Below are 18,780 nucleotides of genomic sequence, written 5' to 3' on the forward strand. Positions count from 1 at the left end.
CAGTCAATGGGGATAATAAATGTGAAGAGCGCCGGACATATGCACCAAGGGGCGTGCCCGACGCAGGGAGCAAGGACTGGCATCGAACGGGGCAGGCCCGCCAAATGCTCCAGATATACAAAGCAAGTATGAGTGACACACCACGAGACGCAGAAAAACTCGCCGAAGCGGAGCGGCAGATCGCCGCACTGAAACTACGGTTGGAGTTGCAGGAGCGACTCGTACTAAGCAGCGACGACTCCTTTGAGGCCCAGATCGAATCGGCAAATCAGCGCGTGGCGCTTGCGCTGCAGCAGCAGAACGAGTTGCTCCGATCGGCATCCTGGCGCCTGACAGCTCCGTTGCGGAGGGTGTCGGCGGCGATTCCTTCGTCTTGGCGTGGGTATCTGCGCCGCGCGGCGAAGGCAACATGGTGGGCAGCGACGCCCTGGCGCTTGCAGCAGCGGCTGCAGTTTCTCAAGGAGCGTCGCCGAACGGATGACACGAATGCCTCTCGCGTTGTGCCCGCCGCAGGCACTGATGCCGGCTGCGACGGCCAGAACGCCTATCGCCAATGGATCGCCGAGAACGAGCGTCGCTCGACCGCGCTTGTGGGGGGGGGCGCGAGTCCGCGGCTGAGTTTCCTGCTTTGTGCAAGTGGTGCGCAGCTAGAGATGCTGGGCGAGACGGTGAAGTCGATTCGTGCACAAGACTTGCCCCAGTGGCAACTCGTCGTCGCCAACACGAGTGATCATGCCGACGCGCTTGATGAGTCCCTTCGTGCGTTGCAGGACGAAGAGCTGCGCCTCATCCCGGTACCCGCTCATGGCAAGAGCCGCGCCGAAGCGCTGGCCGCCTGCCTTTCGCATGCCGACGGCGATTTCATCGCGGTGCTGGATGCCGGCGATGTCATTGCACCGGGCGCTGCTATCGAAATCGCAAATGCGCTGGCCGAGGCGCCGGCCAGCGATATTCTTTATTGCGATGAGGACGAGCTGTCGGTCGAAGGCGGCCGAATTCGGCCCTACTTCAAGCCGAGTTGGTCGCCGGAACTGCTCTATGCCTTCAACTACTTCGGACGTTTGACGCTGCTGCGTCGGCAGCTCGTCGAGGCCGCGGGGGGCATCGACTCCGAAGCGGGTACCGGCTTCGAGTGGAATCTGAATCTGCGCGCGAGCGACATTGCGCAAACCATCACCCGCATTCCCAAGGTGCTGTGCCACCGCGCGGCCGGCGGCCACCGAGACAGGCCAGCCGCCGATTCGGCGGAGGCTGCAGAACAGCGCGCGGCATTGCGCAAGTTCTGGGCGCAGAAGAGCATTGACGCTTCCGTTCAGACGCAACCCGATGGCACCCAGCACGCGACCTGGACGATTGACCAGCCACCGCTCGTTTCGATCGTGATTCCTTCCAAGAACAAGGACCACCTGCTGCGCATGTCTGTTGGCGGGTTGCTGCGGGGAACGGCATACGCGAACAAGGAAATCATCATTGTGGACACCGGCTCTACCGAGCCGGAAACGCTGGCGTATTACGCCGAGCTCGCATCGGAGCCAAGCGTTCGCATCGTTCATTTCAACAAGACCTTCAACTATTCCGCGGCGTGCAACTACGGCGCTGCGTTCTCGCAAGGCGAGATCCTGCTGTTCCTGAACAACGACATCGAGGTCACCTCTCCCGACTGGCTGCACGAAATGGTGCGCGTCGCGATGCGCCCGGGCGTCGGAGTGGTCGGTGCCAAGCTGGTGTTTCCTTCGGGCGAACTGCAGCATGGTGGCGTGGGCGTCGGCATTCACCTGTGTGGCCTGATGTATCGCAGCGCCGAGGGGCGCGGCTGGGGCATCTTCGGCTCGCCGGACCACGCCCGCAACTGGCTCGCGATCATGGGCGCATGCCAGATGGTGCGGCGCGATGCCTTCGAACGCGTTGGCGGCTTCGACGAGTCGTATCTGATCGCAATGAGCGACGTTGCACTCTGCCTGAATATCTGGCGCGCCGGCTACCGAACTGCCTACGTACCGCAGGCGCGTCTCGTGCATCACGAAGGTGCGACGCGAGGCAACAGCAACCCCGGGATTGACATGTGCCGGGTGGCTGACGACATTCGTGCGCTGGGTATCGACGACGACCCTTATCTTCATCCCGAGCTGGACGCGAACCACGCGATTCCGGCCCTTCGAGTCGGCGCGGCGCCCGCGGTCCGCGAGAAGCTCAAGGCCAGCCTTCGCGAGTTCGGGTCGCCAAGGCCGCAGGTACAGACTCTCGATCTGTCGAATGACGGCGCATGCCTGGCCGTTGCCATGCTGCCGCGCGAGAGCGTGATCTGGATGCCCCAGCCCGCGCACGGAGTGCGCGACGTCTGGTCTGCGGCCAGGTGGTGTCTGGATCTCTTGCGTACGTGCGCGGATGTTCGCCTGCGTTTCCCCGCTGCGCTGTCCGAAGGCCCCGGTGGCGCATTCTGCCGCTGGCTCGAAACTGAAGGCGCGGGCCGTTTCGGACTCAGTGAAGAGGCGCTCTCCTCAATCCGCATGTTGTGGTCGGAGGATCTCGCGGCTCGTGCACGGCAGGTGTTTCTCTTTCACTCGGAAGTCAGGGCCGTGCTGCCTCATGGCCTGCTGCCCATTGGCAGGCGCGAACTGTTCCACTGGTTCATGCAGCACGGCCGGCGCAATGCGGGCCTGAGGCTGGAGGAAGTCTGGTGGCTGTTCTGGACGGCCGCGGAAACACCCGAGGCCGAACTGGTCAGGGCCTACGAATTCACGGCAGACTGGCAAAAGCTCTACCCCGACGGGTTGACGGTTTTCGGCCGCCGCGCGTTTGCCTCCTGGTTCTGCGCAAATTACCGCGTGGCGGAATTGTGGGCCGACCCGACGCGCTGGCCGGTCGACATCCCGCCCGCTCGGCAGCTTCGATCGGCCTATCGCGCGCGCGAGCAATGGCAGCGCGCACATCCCGAAGCACTCGACAAGATTGAGGCCGCCAAGGCGCTGATCGAATGGCTCCAGTTGCCCGAAGCTATGCAGCCCGAGACGGTGCGCGCATGGTGCGCCGGTCTCGACAAGGAGGCCGTGGCGGCCGAAATGACGGCGCTCGGCATCAACGTCATCGGTCATTTCTCGTATCCGTCTGGCCTGCGGGTTTCCGTGGAGGCGCTGGTGAAGGGCTTGCGCACTGTGGGCGTACAGACAGCGCTGCGCGACCTCCGCACGGACAGGAAAGACGACCCGGTCCACGCGCAGTTCCGCGATTTCGAGGACTTCGAAACAACCATCATCCACACACAGCCCGAACCGTTTTTCAACGAGGCCTACAGCCGCAGCGATATGAGCGAGCACGTGCCGCGCACCTATCGGATTGCTTACTGGTACTGGGAATTCGACTCGATTCCCGATTCGTGGCTCGATGCGGCCGCCAAGGTCGACGAAGTCTGGACGGCCACCGAATTCGTTGCCAAGGGCCTGCGCGAGCGGCTTTCGATTCCTGTGCGGACGATGTTCCCTGGCGTTGCGCTTGGTAACTATCAGCAGCGAGAGCGCAAATACTTCGGCCTGAAGGACGGCAGCTTCACATTCCTCTTCACGTTCCACATGATGAGCGTAATGGAGCGCAAGAATCCGCTTGGCCTTATCCAGGCATTCAAGACGGCGTTCTCTGCGCAGGACGATGCGACACTGGTGCTGAAAACGTCGTTCGGGGACCGTCATCCGGCGCAGCTGCAGGAACTGCGCGCTGCCGCAGAAGGCCACAACATCGTGGTGATCGATCAGGTCTACAGCCCCGACGAAGTGCTGTCGCTGATGGACGCGTGCGACGCTTATGTGTCCCTGCATCGCAGCGAAGGATTGGGCCTCACGATGGCCGAGGCCATGCTGATGGGAAAGCCGGTCATCGCCACCAACTACTCCGGCAACGTCGACTTCATGGGCGAGGAAGACAGCCTGTTGGTGCCCTACAAGTTAGTGAGGCTTGGTCGTCCGATCCCGCCTTACGACGAGAAGCTCAAGTGGGCGGAACCGTCGACAGAGCATGCGGCCCAATTCATGCGGCGCCTGTACGAAGACCGCGAATGGGCGAAGCAGATCGGTGCGCGCGGCAAGGCCCGCGCAGCGATCGACCTTTCCCTGGAAACGGCGGGCCGCAGGGCCGCTGCGCGGTTGGCTGAGATCCGGGCATTGCTTCGGACCACTTCAAAGGGCTGAGCCAAAGGGCGCCGGGGCGACGCCTGCGGTGCGCTCAATGGCTGTTGATCAATCGATCAGACGGTCAACCGCCGCTCAGCCAACTCGGCCATGTACTCTTCCATATCCACCGCTTCGAGCCGGCCATGATTGAGCTTCACAACCTTGTTGCATTCTTTCGCGATCAGATCGGGCGAATGCGAGGCGAGCACCAGAATGCCCGATTTGGATACCACATCGCGCATCCGCTTCTCGGCCTTTTCGGTGAATTCCGCATCGCCCACTGACAGCCACTCGTCCATGAGCAGGATGTCCGCCTCGACGCTGGTCGAGATCGAGAAGGCCAGGCGCATCATCATCCCTGTGGAGTAGGTGCGCACAGGCATGTCCACATACTGGCCGAGTCCGCTGAATTCGCAGATCTCGGGCGTACGCTGGTCGATCTCTTTCTTGCTCATGCCCATTACCAGGCCGCGCAGCATGATGTTCTCTACGCCCGTCGCGTCCATCTCGATACCTAGTGATGGATCGATAAGGCTCGACACGCTTCCTTCACGCCGGAACTCACCTGCCGAGGGTTCGTAAACACCAGCCAAGGTGCGCAGCAGGGTCGACTTGCCGGCGCCGTTGTGGCCGATGAGTCCCAACCGATCACCGCTGCGAAGTTCGAGGTTGATGTCGCTCAGCGCCTGGACGACGGTAACGCCTGTCTCCTTGCCGAAGCGCCCGCCCGTGACGGATGCCGCAAGCGTTTTCTTCAGCGAGGCCGCGCCCGCACCATAGATGGGGAAATTGACTGCGACGTTCTTGAGTGAGATGGATGCCATATATCAGAGCCAGTAAACGACGCGCCGACGGTATTTGACGAAGAGCAGCGTGGAGGCGACAACGCTCACGGCAGTCCATGCCAGGATGCCGAGCCAGCTATGCATTTCTGCCACGCCGCCCATCAGCGGAGTGCGCAGCAGGTCGAGCATCTGTGCGAAGGGATTCCACAGGATGTACTGAGCGCGCCCCGGAAGGCTCTCAGGAAGCCAGAAAACGGGCGTCAGAAACATCAACATCTGCATCACGCTGGTCACGATCTGGGTCACGTCCCGATACCGCGTGCAGATCAGGCCGAGCAGCAGGCCGAGAGCGTGCGCGTTGACGACCAGGATCGCGAGGGCCGGCAGTACGAGCAGTGCCGACCATGACAGTGAAATGCCGGCCCAGAGCGCCACCGGGATATACAGCACGATCTGGTGCGCGAACTGAATCAAGTTGCGCGCGATGCTGCGCCAGACGAACAGGCTGATCGGGAAGTAGCCCTGTTTCAGGTAATTGGACGAGCCCACGAATGCGTTGCACGCCTCGGATACCACGCTGGAGAAGAAGCCCCAGAAGATGATCCCGAGTGCGAGGTGCGGAAAGAACTTGGACAGTTCCGTGCCGAAGAGCGAGCTGTAGAGCGGGCCCATGCCGCCGATCATCGCGCCCATGCTCAGTGTGAGCCAGAGCGGGCCGAGCATCGAGCGCCGATAGCGCAGCACGATGTCGAACCACGCCAGGGTCCACCAGATGTCGGTGCGGCGCGTACCTTCCCACCAGTCGGACAGGGCGCTGCGGTGGAGGTTGGAGTGAATTTCTTGGGTCATGTGCGTCCGTAGGTGTCTGCGAGCCTGACGATATCGTCCTCGCCAAGGTAAACACCGCACTGGACTTCGATGAGCACCAATAGTTCTTCGCCGATGTTGGTCAAACGATGTTTCTCCTTCAATGGGATGTAGCGATACTCGCCCGGCTTCGTGACATGTTCGGTGTCGCCGATCTGGACGATGCCTCGCCCTTGCACCACGACCCAATGCTCGGATCGCTGGTGGTGATATTGCAAAGACAGCGATTCTCCGGGCTTGACGGTGATCCGCTTGACTTTGTAATCGTTTTCTTCCTTCAGCGTTGCATAGGTGCCCCATGGGCGATGCACCACCGAGGGCAGGTGAACCGCCTCATGCTTTCGCGCCTTCAGTGTGTCGACAACCTTCTTGACTTCCTGTGCGCTGTCTTTGTGGGCAACGAGAAGCGCGTCGGGAGTGTCGACGATGACGAGATTGTGAACACCCAGCGTCGCCACCAGCTTCGGGATGTGGCTGTCGACCTGCACATGGGTGTCAGTGGTGTCGATCGCCACGACGTCCGATGGCATCGTGTTGCCGCTCGCATCGGGCGGCTGAGCTTTTGCGACTGCGGGCCAGGAGCCAACGTCGCTCCAATGGAACTTGGCCGGCACGACGTGCACATTGTCGGCAGGTTCCATCACTGCATAGTCGATGCTGATGTCGGGTTGGAGTCCAAAGGCGTGCAGGTCGAACTGGATCAAATTGCCCTCGTGTTCCGATGTCCGCAGTGCCTTTCTGGCGGCGACCAGCAGTTCGGGCGCGTACTTCTCGAAGGCGGCCACAATTGCGTCTGCCGTAAAGCAAAACATGCCACTGTTCCAGTAGTAGCGTCCTGTTGCCAGATATTCCTGCGCGGTCTGCAGATCGGGTTTCTCGACGAAGCGCTTGGCTGGTTGGCTGGAGCGCGAAACCTGGGCCACTTCGATATAGCCGAAACCGGTGTCCGGACTCGTCGGGCTGATGCCGAAGACCACCAGCGCGCCTTGCGTGGCGAGCTTGAAGGCCTGATTGGCACTTGCGACGAAGGCTTCGACGTCGGGCACAAGGTGGTCGGCGGACAGCACGAGCATCACGGTGTCGCCGCCGAATTGCTCGATGCATTGCAGCGCTGCAAGCGCAATGGCCGGGCCGGTATTGCGGCCTTTGGGCTCGAGCAGCAGGGTGGCATCGGGCGGATCGGCCATCTGGTCCAACACATCCTTGGTGAGGAACAGATGATCCTTGTTGGTGACGATCATCAGATCGCCAGTGCCGCAGGCTTGGCCGCGTTCGATGGCCTGCTGCAGCAGCGTCGAACCGCCGAGCTTCATGAAAGGTTTGGGAAATGCTTGCCGGGATGCCGGCCAGAGCCGGGAACCCGCTCCCCCTGAGAGCACAACTGATAGAACGTGCATTTTTCTTGTGGGTGTGAAGAAGGGGATAATTTTACCGGCCCGGCTCCGACAGGCCCGTAACCAGTGGAAGCATCTATTTTCGTGATATCGAGCAATGTTCAGTAAGCCTACGCTGCCAGCCGCACAGCCCCAACAGCGGCGCCGCGGGCTCGATGGACGCTCGAGCAACGCTCAGTTGCAACGCCAGGTCGATGTGCTGGAGGGCCGGATCGGGGCCTTGCAGGAACAGATCCGCACGCTGACGCAGTCCACCAGCTGGCGTGTGACGGCACCGCTGCGCTGGGCGACTGATTGTCTCAGGCGAATCACGAGGGGCACCGGCGTCCGGGCAAACGAGCCCGCCCAGGGCGGGCCCTACTCGGAATGGGTTGCACACTACGACGCCCCGGACGCAGCTTCGCTCGACGCTGTCCGGCTCGAAACCGGCAGTTGGGCGATGCGCCCGCGCTTCTTGATCCTGGTGAATGGCGATGCCGCCGGCGCGCCGGTGCTGCAAGGCGTGATCGGTTCGCTCCTGACGCAGACCTACGCTGAATGGCGGCTCTGCCTGGTGCGGGAGGACGCACCGGGCGAGGAAATCCGGAGCCTGCTCGACAATCTTGGCGCAACTGATGCCCGTATCCGGCGCCGCGCGATCAATGCCGTCGAAGCAGCCTCCGCCTTCGGCCCTGCCGACTGGGTCGTGTGGCTCGACAAGGCCTGTATGCTGCCGGCCCACGCGCTGTTCTGCGTGGCCAGGGAGATCGTCGAGCATCCCGCGGCCTCCATGATCTACGCTGACGAAGACCGGATCGACGCCGAAGGAAGGCGCAGCGATCCCTTCTTCAAGCCCGACTGGAACCCCGATCTTTTTCTCGGCCGCAATCTCTTTTCCCCGCTGGCCTGCATCCGGGTTTCACTGTTCGAAGACGCCGGCGGTTTGCGCCAACCATTCGACAAGGCCCCTGGCCTCGATCTGGCGCTGCGCTGCACCGAGCGCGCGAGCGCAGAGTCGATTCGACACATTCCCCGCGTGCTTGCGAGTGTCTTCGGCTCGACGTCTCCCGTGGCAGATCAGAGTGCCGGCGAACACGCCCTGAATCGACACTTCGAGCGGATCGGCGTCGCCGCCACCGCCAAGGCCACGCCTTTCGGCTTTCGCACCCGCTATGCCCTGCCGACGCAGCGCCCCTTTGTCTCGCTGGTCATCCCCACGCGCAATGCCCTGGACCTCGTACGCCAGTGCATCGAGAGCATCGTCATGGAGACGGCCTATCCGAACTACGAAATCCTGCTGGTCGACAACGGTTCGGACGATCCCGAAGCCCTGGCCTACTTTGCAGCATTGAATGCGCAGCAGAACATCACCGTCATCCGCGACGAACGCCCGTTCAACTACTCGGCGCTGAACAATGCGGCCGTGGCAAGAGCGCGCGGAGAGCTCATCGGCCTCGTCAACAACGATATCGAGGCAATCTCGCCCGATTGGCTCGACGAAATGGTGTCTCTCGCGCTGCAGCCCGGCGTAGGCGCGGTCGGCGCCAGGCTGCTTTACCCCGACATGACCATCCAGCACGGAGGCGTGATTCTCGGCGTGGGTGGCATCGCGGGGCATGCCTACAAGCACCTGCCTTCGACCGCGCCGGGCCATGGGGGGCGGGCCCAGCTCGTGCAGTCCTTCAGCGCGGTGACCGCCGCTTGCCTGGTCGTGCGCAAGTCGCTCTATGAACAGGTGGGCGGCCTCGACGAGGAGCATCTGGGCGTGGCTTACAACGATGTCGACTTTTGCCTCCGGCTGCGCGAGGCGGGTTTTCGCAACGTGTGGACGCCTTACGCAGAGCTGCTGCATCACGAATCGGCCACGCGCGGACTTGAAGTGGCCGATGCGTCGCGCCATCGCCTGGCGCATGAGGCCGAATGGATGCAGCGCCGCTGGGGCGCGCTGATTGCGAACGACCCGGCCTACAACCCGAACCTGACGCTGAATTTCGAAGACTTCGATCTGGCGTGGCCACCGCGCGTGGCACCCATCGCTTCGCCGCATCCACAACCCGCTCCCAAGGCGGGCAATCCATGAGCATCCCCCCTTCCCTCGAAGTCTCCGTCGCCCTGTGCACCCACAACGGCGCGCGTTTCCTGCGCGAGCAGGTGCGCAGCATCTGCCTGCAGACCCTGCCGCCGGTGGAGATCGTGCTGTCCGACGACGCATCGACCGACGGTTCGGTGGACGTGGTGCGCGCCGCGGTGGCCGAGTGCGCGGCCGAACGGCCGGAACACCCCGTGGCCCTGCGCATCTTCGAGAACAGGCCCGCGTTGCGCGTGGTCAAGAACTTCGAACAGGCGATCGGCGCCTGCACCAGCGAGCTGATTGCGCTCAGCGACCAGGACGACGTCTGGCTTCCCGAGCGCCTCGCGCAGATGGTGCCGCATTTCGAGCACGACCCGAAACTGCTCCTCCTGCACACCGACGCGCGCCTGGTTGACGCCGAGCTACGCGACATCGGCCACACGCTGTTTCATGCGCTCGAGGTGACTCCGTCCGAGATCGAGCGCATCCACGGCGGCAAGGCTTTCGACGTGTTCCTGCGGCGCAACCTTGTGACAGGCGCGACCACGCTGTTTCGCCGCGCGCTGCTCGAACATGCCATGCCTCTGCCCGTCGAATGGGTGCACGACGAGTGGCTGGGCATCATCGCGTCGGCCATCGGCCGGGTCGATCTGCTGGAGCAGCCGCTGATCGACTATCGCCAGCATGCGTCGAACCAGATCGGGGCGCGGCGCGACACCTTCGAAGCCAAGGTGCGCAAGGCCCTGGCTTCCAGGGGCAACACGCACGTCGAGCGGGCCATCAAGGCCGAGCTCCTCCTCGCGCGGCTGCAGAAGATCGGAGGCCGGGTGTCGCAGGAGATTCTCGAGAAGGTCCGCAGCAAGATCGAGCACCAGCGCTTCCGCGCCGCCTTGCCCGCGTCCCGGCTCGCCCGTTGCCTGCCGATCTTCCGCGAAGCCATGACCGGCCGCTACGACAAGTTCGGCCGTGGCTTCCGGGGCGTGGTGCGCGACCTCTTCGAATCTGTGTAGGCTTGCGCCCCAAGCGAATCGCGTCACTTCAGAAAAACAATGACCCCCACGAATCCCTCTCCAGCAACCATTGCCGGCGCTCCGGGCGCTTCACCCAGCGTGGTGGTGATCATCCCGTTCTACAACGGCGCCGATTTCATCGAGCGCTCGGTTCGCAGCGTGTTCGAGCAATCAGTGCCCGCGAATGAAGTGATCGTGGTCAACGACGGCTCCCGGCCCGAGGAGCGCGCGGCGCTCGATGCCCTTGCGCAGCGTTATCCATTCCGCATCCTGGACAAGGAGAACGGCGGCCAGGGCTCCGCGCGCAACGCCGGGGTGGCGGCTTCCACGTCCGAGTTCATCTGCTTCCTCGACCAGGACGATTTCTACCTGCCGAACCACATCGAGACGCTCGTCACCTCGATCCCTCCCGACGACCGGCTCTTCGGCTATATCTACGCCGACCTGTACGAGGCCGACGGCGACGGCAACGTGATCCGTACGGGCGTCATCAAGGACCATGCACAACACCCGAAGCGCAGCATCTTCGACCTGTTGCGCTACGACATGTTCGTGCTGCCCTCGGCCACGCTCGTGAGCCGCAAGGCATTCGAAGCGGTGGGCGGTTTCGACTCGCAGTTCATGGGCTACGAGGATGACGACCTCTTCCTGCGCATTTTCCGCAAGGGCTACAGCAATCACTTCGTGGACAAGGCGGTGACGGTCTGGTGCATCCACACGGCGAGCACGTCGTTCGGCATCCGGATGGTTCGCAGCCGCTTCAAGTATTTCAAGAAACTGCTGCAGATGTTCCCCGACGAGCATCAGCGCGGCCGCTACTACCTGCGCGAATACCTGATGCCGCGCTTTCAGCTGTTCTTCGTCAATGAAGCGATCGAGGCGATCAAGAAGGACGACCAGTACCGGGGGGAGATGAGCGCGGTGCTGGCCGAGTACGCTGCCATCGTCTTTGCGAACCCTTATGTGGGCCGCAAGAAGAAGCTGCGCCTCTGGATCACGCTCTTCCTGCTGCGCCACAGCACGCCGGGCATGGTCCGCTTCGTGGGCGCGGTCACTCGGCTGCCGGGCATCCGCAGCCTGCGGCGCATCTACAAGAGCTGACGCAGCGGCTCGCCGCCGGGCCAGCTAGCGAGCGGCCGCCGCGGGCTGCTTCTGCGTCGTCATCGCCACGTCGATGTAGGTGGCGAACTGGCGTACATATTCGGCCCGCAGGTGGCCGGAGTCCTTGTAGATCGGCGTCGCGTCCGCGTCCGCCCGGGTGCACTGGTCGTTCTTGCAGAGTGTCGGGATCGGATCGATCACGATCGCACCGCTGCGCTTCGCGATCTGGCGCATGCGTTCGTGGAGCTCCTTCTGCACCGGCGTCCAGGGTGCGGTCGGCGACATGCGCGCCACTTTCATGTCTCCAAGCCGCCCTCCCTTGATGAATTCTTCGGGCCCAAAACCTTCCCCCACCGGATTGTCCAGCACCAGATAAACCTGCTTGTGCTTGGCAAGGTTCGTCATTACCGCCTCGAGCATGTTGAGCGCAAGGTCCACGCCGCCGCCGCCCATGAAGCGGTGTTTGGTCTTGCCGTCGGAGTAGTAGTAACGGTCCGCGTCGGCGTTCGCGGCATTGGGCTTGCCGGTCTCCGAGAAGTAGCAGTTCCAGCAGCCGCCGAACACCACCGCATCGAACTTGTCGCTGATGGCCAGGCGCATGGCGCCATCGCGGCGCTCGCCGCACAGGTTGTTCTTTTCGTCGACCACGTTGGGAATGGGCGGGCAGGCGCCCCAGGTGGCGAAGGAGAGCGAATCGAGCGTGTCGGGCGCGATCTTGCTGAGTTCCACGGCGCGCGGGCCGTATTGCTCGATGTGGCTGTCGCCGAAGAGCAGCACCCGGCGCTTGCCATGGCCGATCTGCTGGAGCACCTCGCCGTCGACCTTGATGGGGCTCAGCCCGTCCGGGTAACCCCAGTCCTTGGCAGCCGCGGCCGTCTTGTTGAAGTAGGGGTCGCTGTGCCGCCCCACGTAGTAGCGCGTGGCCGCCAGGGTGCCCAGCACCACGAAGCCCACCATCAGCGCCACCAGCACCGAGATGACGGTGTCGTTCTCGCTGCGGCGCGTGCCGCGCTCGACGAAACGGTAGGTCAGCCAGGCCAGCACGACGGCCGCCAGCAGCATCAGCGCGCGCAGGCCATTGGAGGGCAGGTCGCCCTCGACGATGCGCGCATACACCAGCAGCGGCCAGTGCCAGAGGTACAGCGGATAGCTGATCAGGCCGACCCATACCATCGGCTTCGAGGCGAGCACGTAGCGGTTGAGCACGCCGGTCGGGCCGGCCGCGATGCAGTAGAACGCACCCAGCGTGGGCAGGATGGCCCAGAACCCCGGGAATGCCTTGCCGCCGCGGATGAACGCGAGGCCCAGGCCGATCAGCACCAGCCCGGCGATCGACTGCGCATGGCGGCCCCAGCCCGGCTTGGGCAGGGGCCGGTGCAGCCGCATGTACGCCAGCATGCCGCCGATCATCAGCTCCCAGAAGCGCGACAGCGGCGAATAGAAGGCCGCCGTGCGGTGGCTGTGGATGGTCGTGACGTTGAGCAGGAACGACAGGGCCGCCACCGTGCCCACCACCGCGAGCACGCGCCACTTGCGCTTCCAGGCCAGGCCCAGCAGCACGGGCCAGAAGATGTAGAACTGCTCCTCGATGGCCAGCGACCACAGGTGCAGCAGCGGCTTGGTTTCGGCCGCGTTGTCGAAGTAGCCGGCTTCGCTCCAGAAGGCGAAGTTCGAGACGAAGCCGGCGCCCGCCGCCACGTGCTTGCCGAGCTGCTCCCACTCGTGCGGCAGCAGCGCATACCAGCCGAAGGCAAAGGTCGCGGCCAGCACCAGCACCAGCGCCGGGAAGATGCGCTTCACCCGCCGGGCGTAGAACTCGCGGTAGCTGAACCCGTCGCCCTCGAAGCTGCCCAGGATGATGGTGGTGATCAGGAAGCCCGAGATGACGAAGAAGATGTCGACCCCGATGAACCCGCCCTTGATCCACTGCGGAAACGCGTGGTAGCCGAGCACGGAAAGCACGGCGACGGCGCGCAGGCCGTCGATGTCGGGTCGGTACTTGGGATGGAGCAGGTGGGCGTGTTCCTGCGGGGCTGTCGGGCTGCTCGTGGTCGTCATCGTCGTCGTTGGGGAGGGGAAGGCGCCTGCGGTCTCTGGCTTCCCGGCCCCGGATTGTCTTCGCAAACGCACAAGCGCCTTTTTCAGGCCTGGCGGGATCGGGCCCGCAGGTAGCGCCAGAACGCACCCGAGGTCCACACCTTGAACAGGCTGGTCACGTGCCAGTAGAGGTGCTTCCTGCTGCTGCGGCTGGCGCGCTGGGCCTCGTGGCGCGCGAGCAGGTCTTCGCCCACCTGCAGCTTCCAGCCCGCCAGCTGGGTGCGGGCGCAGATGTCGAAGTCTTCGCCGTACATGAAGAAGCGCTCGTCGAAGCCCCCGATCTGGCGGTAGGCCTGGCTGCGGAACAGCATGAACAGGCCCGGAATCCAGTCCGGCACCGCCGGGCGCACGTACCCCGGCTTGCGCCGCGTGAGGATCTCGAGCGGCGTGATGATGGCGCGGTGCTGCTCGGGCGTGCTGCGGCCGGGCTCGAGGATGCGCGGCGTCAGCAGGCCGGCATCGGGCGCGGCCTGGGCCATCAGCGGCGCCAGCACGTCGCCGTCCAGGCGGATGTCGGGGTTGAGCACCAGGAACCACGGCGTATCGCAGTGCCCGAAGGCCTGGTTGTGGTTGGCGCCAAAGCCCTTGGGGCTGGCGTTTTCGATCCGCTCGACCGCAAAACCCCAGTCCAGGCCGGCCAGCACGTCGGGTTCGGGGATGTTCAGCGTGAGCACGACCTTGGCGGTCGAACTGCGGCAGAAACGGTCCAGCTGCTCGAGCAGCGGGCGCACCAATGCCAGCTGGCCGTGGCTGACGATCGAAATGGTGATCGGGGGGGAAGAAGGGGAAGGGGGCGCTGGCATGGTCTAATTTCGCTCGGGAATTCTAGGGTTCCCCAACACCCACACATGATTGCTCTGATCGTCATCAGTTTCTTCGTCTCCGCCTTCGGGGTCCAGGTGTTCATGCGCCGCGCGCGCAGGCACGCCCGGCTCTATGGCGCCGACATGCCCCAGCGCTTCCACAAGGGCCACGTGCCGCGGCTCGGGGGGGCGGGCATCCTGCTCGGCATGGGCGTGGCCTGGATGGCCTCCGGCATCACCGGTACCGACCCGTTCAACGTGTCCTGGCCGCTCAAGACCTCGATGCTCACGCTGCTGTGCATCGCGCCGGCGGTCCTCGGCGGCATCGTCGAAGACGTGACACAGAACGTCAAGGTGCGCTGGCGGCTGGCGCTGACCATCGGCTCTGCGCTGCTCGCGTGCTGGGTGCTGGGCCTTGGCCTGTCGCGCACCGGCATCGAGGTGGTCGACGGCTGGCTGGCCATGGTGCCGTACGGCGCCGTGCTGTTCGCGGCCCTGGCCATCGGCGGGCTGCCGCATGCCTTCAACATCATCGACGGCTACAACGGGCTGGCAGGCACGGTGGCGGTGCTGGTGTGCCTTGCCATTTCGCACGTGGCGCTGCAGGTGGGCGACCGCCAGCTCGCGGCCATGATGGTCTGCCTGGTCGGCGCCACCATCGGCTTCCTGATCTGGAACTATCCGCGCGGCAAGATCTTTGCCGGCGACGGCGGCGCCTACGTATGGGGCATGGTGATTGCGCTGGCCTGCGTGACGCTGGTGCAGCGCCACCGCGTCGTCTCGCCGTGGTTTCCGATGCTGCTGCTGATCTACCCGGTCTGGGAGACGCTGTTCTCCATCTACCGCAAGCTGGCGCGCGGGCAGTCGCCCGGCACCGCCGACGCGCTGCACTTCCACCAGCTGATCTTCCGGCGCATCGTGCGTGTGGCGTTCGCGGACGACGAGGCGCGCCAATTGCTCGCCCGCAACAACCGGACCTCGCCCTACCTCTGGATGTTCGCCGCGCTGTCGGTGGTGCCGGCCGTGCTGTTCTGGAACAACACCATCGTGCTGATGCTGTTCTGCCTGCTGTTCGTCACGACCTACGTGGGCGCCTACCTGATGATCGTGCGATTCAAGGTGCCGCGCTGGCTGCGCCCGTGACGGCTTCCTTGCTGCAAGAATTCCTTCTTCCCATCGTCCTCACCGTTTTGGAGCCTGCCCGCCCATGACCGATCCCGTCCTCAACATTCCCCCGCGCGACAAGGCCGAGATCCTGGCCCAGGCGCTGCCGTACATCCGCAAGTTCCACGGCAAGACCATCGTCATCAAGTACGGCGGCAACGCCATGACCGATCCGGCCCTGCAGGCCGACTTCGCCGAAGACGTGGTGCTGCTCAAGCTGGTCGGCATGAACCCGGTGGTGGTGCACGGTGGCGGCCCGCAGATCGAGGCGGCGCTCAACCGCCTGGGCAAGAAGGGCAGCTTCATCCAGGGCATGCGCGTGACCGATGCCGAGACCATGGAGGTGGTCGAATGGGTGCTGGCCGGCGAGGTGCAGCAGGACATCGTGGGCCTGATCAACCAGGCCGGCGGCAAGGCCGTGGGCCTGACCGGCCGCGACGGCGGCATGATCCGCGCGCAGAAGCTCAAGATGGCGGACCGCGCCGACCCCACCCTGCACCACGACGTGGGCCAGGTCGGCGACATCGTCTCCATCGACCCCAGCGTGGTCAAGGCGCTGCAGGACGACGCCTTCATTCCCGTGGTGAGCCCGATCGGCTTCGGCGAAGAGAACGAGAGCTACAACATCAACGCCGACGTGGTGGCCGGCAAGCTTGCCACCGTGCTCAAGGCCGAGAAGCTCATGCTCCTGACCAACACGCCCGGCGTGCTCGACAAGGACGGCAATCTGCTCACCAACCTGAGCGCGCGCGAGATCGACGACCTGTTTGCCGACGGCACCATCTCGGGGGGCATGCTGCCCAAGATCGAGGGCGCGCTCGATGCCGCCAAGAGCGGCGTCAACGCGGTGCACATCATCGACGGCCGCGTGCCGCACGCGATGCTGCTCGAGATCCTGACCGACCAGGCCTACGGCACGATGATCCGCGCGCGCTGAGGCCCGCAGCCTCAGCCGTTCACGTTCACCCTCCCAACCGCGGGTTTCCGGCCCAGGAATTCGAATCCCGCGGCGCCCACCTCCTGCACCGACTGCGGCAGCTTCTCGAAATCGGTCCAGAGCGGCGTGCCGCGCAGCGACGGATCGCGCCACAGGTCCACGAGCTCGCCCGCGGGGGCCTCCCGGAAGCGTTCCGCGGCTTCGTCGGACACGTTGGCGCGCAGCGCCTGCTCGCACTCCGACGCCAGCCAGCTGACGGAGTGATTCGGCGCGAAATTCTCCGACACCCGCACGCGCTCGGCCTCGAACTCGCGGAACCACTGCTCCAGCCCGTAGCGGGTGCAGTTGAAGAAGTGCCAGGGCCGCTCGTGCAGCGGCTGCATGAAGGCCGTGCGCACCAGGATGCGGCCGCCGGACTTGAGCTTTCCCGGCAGGTTCCCGCGTGTGCATTCGTTGCATGCCCGGGAAGGGCGGGGGGCTTCTTTCCGGGGGGGGCACAGCCGGGAGCGGTCAGCCGGCGGTCAGTGACCTTTCGTAGCCGTTCGGATTGCCCTGCTGCCAGCGCCAGCTGTCGGCGCACATCTGGTCGAGCCCGCGGTGCGCGCGCCAGCCGAGCGTGGCTTCCGCCAGCGAGGGATCGCCCCAGTAGGCGGGCACGTCGCCGGGCCGGCGCGGACCGATCTCGTAAGGCAGCGGACGCCCGCTCGCGCGCTCGAAGGCATGCACCACCTCCAGCACCGAGGCGCCACGGCCGGTGCCGAGGTTCAGCGTGACCAGGCCCTCTTGGCCTTGCGCATGCCGAAGCGCCGCCACATGCCCCTCGGCGAGGTCCATCACATGCACGTAGTCGCGCACGCCGGTGCCGTCGGGCGTGGGGTAGTCGTTGCCGTGGATCAGCAGCTTGTCGCGCTGCCCCACGGCCACCTGGCACACGAAGGGCATCAGGTTGTTCGGCTTGCCCTGCGGGTGTTCGCCGATCAGCCCGCTTTCATGCGCGCCGACCGGGTTGAAGTAGCGCAGCAGCGCAATGCGCCAGCCGGGCTGCGCGCGCTGCAGGTCGGCCAGCGCCTCTTCCACCATGCGCTTGGAGCGGCCGTAAGGATTGGCCGGCCTGCAGGGCGCGTCTTCCGGAATGGGCGAATGGTCGGGTTCGCCGTACACCGTGGCCGAGGACGAAAAGATCAGCGTCCGCACGCCCGCCTGCTGCATGGCCGAGGCGAGCACGAGGCTGCCGTGCACGTTGTTGTCGTAGTAGGTGAGCGGGTCGGCCACCGAGTCGCCCACGGCCTTGAGGCCCGCGAAGTGGATCACGGCCGAAAAGCCTTCTTCGCCCAGCACGCGGTCGAGCAGGGCCCGGTCGCGCACGTCGCCCTCGATCAGCCGCGGCGCGCTGCCGGTGATCTGCCGCAACCGCTCCAATACCCGGATGTCGCTGTTGCCCAGATTGTCGAGAATCACCGGTGTGTATCCGGCGGTGGCCAGCGCGACGCAGGTGTGGCTGCCAATGAAACCTGCACCACCCGTCACCAGAACGCTTTTTGGGGCCATGAGAACTCTTGCTTGGTTGGATGGGCCGATTCTGTACGAGCTTTCCCCGGGGCCGGTTTGCGCGCGCTCACTGCGCGGCCCTGTGCGAGAATCAATTGATTACATCTTTGCACGCGCTTCCATGCAGAACGAAGAGACAAGCCATCCCGGCACAGAAACCCCTACCGAGACGTCGACGCCCGTCGCGCCGGTCCGAAAGCGTCCCAAGCCCGGGGAGCGGCGCGTGCAGATCCTGCAGGCGCTGGCCGCCATGCTCGAGCAGCCCGGCGCCGAGCGGGTGACGACCGCGGCACTGGCCGCGCGGCTCGACGTCAGCGAAGCCGCGCTCTACCGCCACTTCGCGAGCAAGGCCCAGATGTTCGAAGGCCTGATCGACTTCATCGAGCAGAGCGTCTTCACGCTGGTGAACCAGATCCTCGAGCGCGAAGGCGCGACGGGGGCCCAGCAGGCCGCAAAGATCCTCACGCTGCTGGTGCAGTTTGCCGAGCGCAACCCCGGCATGACGCGCGTCATGGTGGGCGACGCGCTGGTGTTCGAGAACGAGCGTCTCCAGCAGCGCATGAACCAGTTCTTCGACAAGATCGAAGCCACCCTGCGCCAGGTGCTGCGCGGGGCAGCCGCCGCGGACGGCTCGGCCACCCCGAGCGTCGATGCGCAGGTGCGCGCCGCCGCGCTCACGGCCTTCGTGGTCGGGCAGCTGCAGCGCTTCACGCGCTCGGGCTTCCGCCGGGCGCCGTCGGAGCACCTCGAAGCCACGATCGCGCTGATCGTCTAGGTCGGCCGCCTATCGAGGCGATAGCTCAATGTGATGCAGCAGGGCTGCGTCCATTGAGAGAATGCATGGGCTCATCAACTCAAGAGGAA

Annotated in this window: 14 protein-coding genes; 7 read left to right on the top strand and 7 right to left on the bottom strand. The window is 64.7% G+C overall.

Annotated features, from left to right (window positions below; genetic code table 11):
* The first annotated feature begins 128 nt into the window (after positions 1–128).
* A complete protein-coding gene (locus tag ACAM54_RS03580) occupies positions 129–4,178 on the top strand; it encodes a glycosyltransferase (protein ID WP_369649865.1) in 4,050 nt (1,349 codons plus the stop codon).
* Between the two features lie 56 nt (positions 4,179–4,234).
* Here the strand turns inward: ACAM54_RS03580 and ACAM54_RS03585 are convergent, their stop codons facing one another.
* Genes ACAM54_RS03585 through ACAM54_RS03595 form a run of 3 tightly spaced genes read right to left on the bottom strand, consistent with a single transcriptional unit; the run spans position 4,235 to position 7,209 of the window.
* A complete protein-coding gene (locus tag ACAM54_RS03585) occupies positions 4,235–4,984 on the bottom strand; it encodes an ABC transporter ATP-binding protein (RefSeq protein WP_307698395.1) in 750 nt (249 codons plus the stop codon).
* Between the two features lie 3 nt (positions 4,985–4,987).
* Positions 4,988–5,794 carry an ABC transporter permease gene (locus ACAM54_RS03590; RefSeq protein WP_307698394.1) on the bottom strand — a complete coding sequence of 269 codons (807 nt, stop codon included), beginning with the start codon at positions 5,792–5,794 and terminating at the stop codon, positions 4,988–4,990.
* Positions 5,791–7,209 (bottom strand): mannose-1-phosphate guanylyltransferase/mannose-6-phosphate isomerase, encoded by a 1,419-nt coding sequence (locus ACAM54_RS03595; RefSeq protein ID WP_369649866.1) that lies wholly within the window; start codon positions 7,207–7,209, stop codon positions 5,791–5,793. Before ACAM54_RS03595 ends, ACAM54_RS03590 begins: the two co-directional genes overlap by 4 nt.
* A gap of 175 nt (positions 7,210–7,384) precedes the next feature.
* Here ACAM54_RS03595 and ACAM54_RS03600 point away from each other — a divergent pair, with 175 nt between their 5' ends.
* Genes ACAM54_RS03600 through ACAM54_RS03610 form a run of 3 tightly spaced genes read left to right on the top strand, consistent with a single transcriptional unit; the run spans position 7,385 to position 11,367 of the window.
* Positions 7,385–9,265, top strand: a complete 1,881-nt coding sequence (locus ACAM54_RS03600) for a glycosyltransferase (RefSeq protein ID WP_369649867.1) — start codon at positions 7,385–7,387, stop codon at positions 9,263–9,265.
* Entirely contained in the window at positions 9,262–10,266 is a 1,005-nt protein-coding gene (locus ACAM54_RS03605) for a glycosyltransferase family 2 protein (protein ID WP_369649868.1), read from the top strand. The genes ACAM54_RS03600 and ACAM54_RS03605 overlap by 4 nt, the downstream gene beginning before the upstream one ends.
* A gap of 39 nt (positions 10,267–10,305) precedes the next feature.
* Positions 10,306–11,367: a glycosyltransferase family 2 protein gene (locus tag ACAM54_RS03610; protein ID WP_369649869.1), complete on the top strand. Its 1,062-nt coding sequence runs from the start codon at positions 10,306–10,308 to the stop codon at positions 11,365–11,367.
* 24 nt (positions 11,368–11,391) lie between these two features.
* Here ACAM54_RS03610 and ACAM54_RS03615 read toward each other — a convergent pair whose 3' ends face one another.
* Together ACAM54_RS03615 and ACAM54_RS03620 are read right to left on the bottom strand one after the other, a co-directional pair.
* Positions 11,392–13,425: an acyltransferase family protein gene (locus tag ACAM54_RS03615; RefSeq protein WP_369649870.1), complete on the bottom strand. Its 2,034-nt coding sequence runs from the start codon at positions 13,423–13,425 to the stop codon at positions 11,392–11,394.
* A gap of 83 nt (positions 13,426–13,508) precedes the next feature.
* Positions 13,509–14,267 (bottom strand): glycosyltransferase family 2 protein, encoded by a 759-nt coding sequence (locus tag ACAM54_RS03620; protein ID WP_369649871.1) that lies wholly within the window; start codon positions 14,265–14,267, stop codon positions 13,509–13,511.
* A 45-nt stretch (positions 14,268–14,312) separates the two neighbouring features.
* Between ACAM54_RS03620 and ACAM54_RS03625 the strand changes: the two genes are divergently transcribed.
* Positions 14,313–15,410, top strand: a complete 1,098-nt coding sequence (locus tag ACAM54_RS03625) for a glycosyltransferase family 4 protein (protein WP_369649872.1) — start codon at positions 14,313–14,315, stop codon at positions 15,408–15,410.
* Between the two features lie 64 nt (positions 15,411–15,474).
* Positions 15,475–16,368, top strand: a complete 894-nt coding sequence (argB, locus tag ACAM54_RS03630) for an acetylglutamate kinase (RefSeq protein WP_145742205.1) — start codon at positions 15,475–15,477, stop codon at positions 16,366–16,368.
* Between the two features lie 11 nt (positions 16,369–16,379).
* On the opposite strand, the gene ACAM54_RS03635 is transcribed toward argB, so the two are convergent.
* Positions 16,380–16,766: a hypothetical protein gene (locus tag ACAM54_RS03635; protein ID WP_369649873.1), complete on the bottom strand. Its 387-nt coding sequence runs from the start codon at positions 16,764–16,766 to the stop codon at positions 16,380–16,382.
* A gap of 112 nt (positions 16,767–16,878) precedes the next feature.
* On the bottom strand, positions 16,879–17,916 hold the full coding sequence (gene galE, locus ACAM54_RS03640; RefSeq protein ID WP_145742198.1) for a UDP-glucose 4-epimerase GalE: 1,038 nt from the start codon (positions 17,914–17,916) through the stop codon (positions 16,879–16,881).
* A 121-nt stretch (positions 17,917–18,037) separates the two neighbouring features.
* Here galE and slmA point away from each other — a divergent pair, with 121 nt between their 5' ends.
* Complete coding sequence (slmA, locus tag ACAM54_RS03645) at positions 18,038–18,691, top strand: nucleoid occlusion factor SlmA (RefSeq protein ID WP_145742197.1); 654 nt, start codon at positions 18,038–18,040, stop codon at positions 18,689–18,691.
* Positions 18,692–18,780: the final 89 nt, after the last annotated feature.

The organism is Variovorax sp. V93, from assembly GCF_041154485.1.
Classification (GTDB): domain Bacteria; phylum Pseudomonadota; class Gammaproteobacteria; order Burkholderiales; family Burkholderiaceae_C; genus Variovorax; species Variovorax beijingensis_A.